We start from the raw sequence: 3,341 nt of genomic DNA on the forward strand, positions 1-3,341 counted from the left end.
CGAGCAGCTTCAGCAGGGCGGCGCTCTGGCCGCTGTCCGGCGCGCGCAGGCGGAACTGCGAGCTGGCCTTCGCCAGATAATCCTGATCCCCGGAGACGGGCTTCTCGGAATTGAGCAGCGCGTTGCGGACCGAATCCAGCAGCTGGCTGCTGTTCAGCGGCTTGATCAGGTAGTCTCTCGCTCCCAGGCGGATCGCCATCTGCGCATATTGGAACGTCTCATGGGCGGAGACGACGATCGTCTGCACCCAAGGCTTGATCAGCTTCGCCTGATGCATGAGGTCGATGCCGTTCATTCCCGGCATCTGGATGTCGGTGATCATGAGGTCGACTTCCTCCATGCGCAAATAATCCAGCGCCTCATAACCGTTGCTCGCCGTATGGATGTCGGTGATGCCAAGTCCCGCTCCCGCCAGAAGGCTGGCCAGCCCTTTGCAGATAAGCGGTTCGTCGTCCACGATCAATATTCGGTGCATGTCAATTGTCCTCCCCGTCTGATTCGATGCCTGCCTCGCTTGATTGATCCTGCTGATCCGGCAGCAGGATGCTTACCTTCGTGCCTCCGCCAGGCCTCGGCCCGATCGCCAGTCCATACGGATAGCCGTACCGCAGACGGATCCTCTGGTCGATGTTGCGGATTCCGTAGCCGATCGCCGGCGAGCTGTCCGTCTCCCCGAGCCAGCGCTCGATCGCGGCGTAATCAACGGCCTTGTAGCCGTTGTCCTCTACCGTCACCCGGATTCTCCCCTCTTCGTCCCGGACGGCAGCGACCCGGATGAGCCCGTCCTCTCCCATATGCTTGATTCCGTGGATGATCGCGTTCTCGATCAGCGGCTGCAAGGTGATCTTGGGGATGCCGATGCCTCCAAGCTCCTCCGGTACGTCCCACTCCATCTTGAAATCGGCTTCATATCTCCGCTGCTGAAGAGCGACATAGGCGGCGGCATGCTCGCGCTCCTCCCCCAGCGAGATGATCTCGCGGCCCCGGCTGAGACTGATCTTCATCAGCTTCGACAAGTCCTTGATCATCTCCGCCGATTCGGAATTGCCCTCGAGCGAGCTTTTCCAATAGATGCTCTCCAGCGTGTTGTAGAGCAGATGCGGATTGATCTGATGGTACAGAATCTGAAGCTGCGCCTCCTTCTGCCGGATCTCCATCTGATAGCGGTCATGGATGAGGCTGTTGAGCCTCCTCGCCATCCCGTAGACGGCGGAGATGAGGACGCCGACCTCGTCGCTGCGCGATTGCCCCGGCGTCTCCGGCACCCGCTTGCCGGGCTCGTAGCGGCGCACGAACGTCGAGAGTCGCTGCAGCGGCGTCATGAGCGAGCGCCAGAAGTAGATCATGACGATGCAGCCGAGCAGCGTATAAGCGATCGAGATGAACAGAATGACATTCTTGAGCTCCTTTTGCTGCTGGAGCAGCGATTGAACCGGGATCTCGTAGACGAGGCGCAGGTTCAGCGCATTGGCCGCGCTGACGACATAGATGTCGTCGCTGTTCACCGCATGGTAAGGCATGTCGCTTCTGGCGGATCGGGCCGCGCGGACGACCTCTTCGGGCAGCTCGACCTTGGTGCCGAGCTTGCCCTGGACGGTGGAGGACATGATCGTGCCCTGGCTGTCCGTCAGGAACATCTCGCCGTCGGGCAGATTGACCGAGCGCAGCGAGTCGACGATCTTGCTGTCCATCTTGTACGCGACCAGGACGCCGATGACGTTCCCTTCGCCGATGTTGTTGACCGCGCGGATATAGGCGAGCGTCTTCTCCTTGCTGAAGGCGGTGTTGTTGTCGATGACCTGCATGAAGCCGAGTCCCTTGTTCTCGACCGCCTTGTCGTACCAGGCCGGCTTGTTGTCGGAATTGAGGAAGTAGACGCCGTTCTGCGTCATTTGGATGGAGGGGGCGAAATAGAACTCGCTCGAGGGATCGTACACATAAAGGGAATAGTAGATCGGATTTTCTCCATCCGTTCCGGTCGAATAAACCCGCAGCAGCTTGTCCATCGCCGCGTATTTCTTGACCCGGTCCAGCACCGGCTCCAGGCTGCCCGGCACGATGGCCTGCGTCGCGGGATTCTGGATGATCGTCGTCGTGATCCGGTTGATATTGTCCATATCCTTGTCGATGATGACCAGATTCTGCTTGTTCAGCTCGGCATAGGCGTTCGTAATGTTGCGCTTCAAAATGCTTTCCGCTTTCATATTGCCGTAGACGAACAGCCCCAGAATCGGAATGGCCATCATCAAAAACAGCAGGATCATCTGCATTTTCACGCTGAGCCTGGTAAGGGGATTGTTCATGGTCCATGCCTCCGGAATAAGTCGGTATTCCCGATTATGGGACGAACGGCAGGGGAATTCAATGTTTTTTTGGCCTGGACTAAGGAAAATAAAAGCAGAGCATACTAGTCCTGTTATTCATGCACGCCTCAACGAAAGAGCTCAAAGGAGTGATGAAGCCTGACAACCTCGGTCCTTTTGGAATACGCCTGGGTGCTTCTGGTGCTGATCGGCCTGGAAGGAATTCTGGCTGCGGACAACGCGCTGGTCATCTCCATCATGGTCAAGCATCTCCCGGAAAAGGAAAGGAAAAAAGCTCTGTTCTACGGGCTCGGAGGAGCTTTAGTCTTCCGGTTCGCTTCCCTGTTCATCATCTCCTTCCTCGCTCATGTCTGGTACGTGCAGGCGCTTGGAGCCGCTTACCTGCTGTACATTGCGATCAGCCATATGGTCAAGCGGCTGTTCGTCAAGCAGGACAAGCTTAAGAAGGAGGCCGAGAAGAAGCCCGAAAACTTCTGGGTGACGGTGCTCAAGGTCGAGCTGGCCGACATCGCCTTCGCGGTCGACGCCATTCTCGCGGCTGTCGCACTGGCGATCACGCTGCCGGCGACAACGCTGCCCCGGATCGGCGGCCTCGACGGCGCCCAATTCATCCTCATCCTGACGGGCGGCATCGTCGGGCTGGTCATCATGAGGTTTGCCGCTACTTATTTCGGCAAGCTGCTGGTGGAGCGGCCCGGGCTGGAGACGGCCGCCTTCGCCATCGTCGGCTGGGTCGGCATCAAGCTCGCGGTCTACACGATCGGCCACTCCGATGTCGCCCTCATCAGCTCGAGCTTCCCGAAAAGCGGGTTGTGGAAGGGCATCTTCTGGACAGTGCTCATCCTGATCGCCGTCGTCGGCTGGTTCGCTTCCAAGCCGAAGGCAGGCAGCAGCGGCGGCAGCGACGATCGCGGCGGSMRYACGATTAATCTGGAGGATGTATTCATTTCTTTCAGGCGCGTGATGCAGGCGGCAGGAATGGGGGCATACCAATCATTGGAGAGGTCGTCGGCGGTA

2 protein-coding genes and 1 pseudogene are annotated in these 3,341 nt (G+C 58.6%); 1 reads left to right on the plus strand and 2 read right to left on the minus strand.

Annotation, left to right across the window (positions count from 1 at the left end; all coding sequences use genetic code 11):
* Both BN871_RS25840 and BN871_RS25845 read right to left on the minus strand, forming a co-directional pair.
* A partial coding sequence (locus BN871_RS25840; protein WP_048750029.1) for a response regulator occupies positions 1 to 475 on the minus strand: 475 nt, incomplete at its 3' end.
* Between the two features lies 1 nt (position 476).
* Complete coding sequence (locus tag BN871_RS25845; protein WP_048750032.1) at positions 477 to 2,303, minus strand: sensor histidine kinase; 1,827 nt, start codon at positions 2,301 to 2,303, stop codon at positions 477 to 479.
* 159 nt (positions 2,304 to 2,462) lie between these two features.
* On the opposite strand from BN871_RS25845, the pseudogene BN871_RS25850 reads away from it, so the two are divergent.
* Positions 2,463 to 3,236, plus strand: a pseudogene (locus BN871_RS25850) (TerC family protein); the annotation flags it as partial.
* Positions 3,237 to 3,341 lie beyond the last annotated feature (105 nt).

It is taken from the genome of Paenibacillus sp. P22 (genome assembly GCF_000469945.2).
GTDB lineage: Bacteria > Bacillota > Bacilli > Paenibacillales > Paenibacillaceae > Paenibacillus_O > Paenibacillus_O humicus.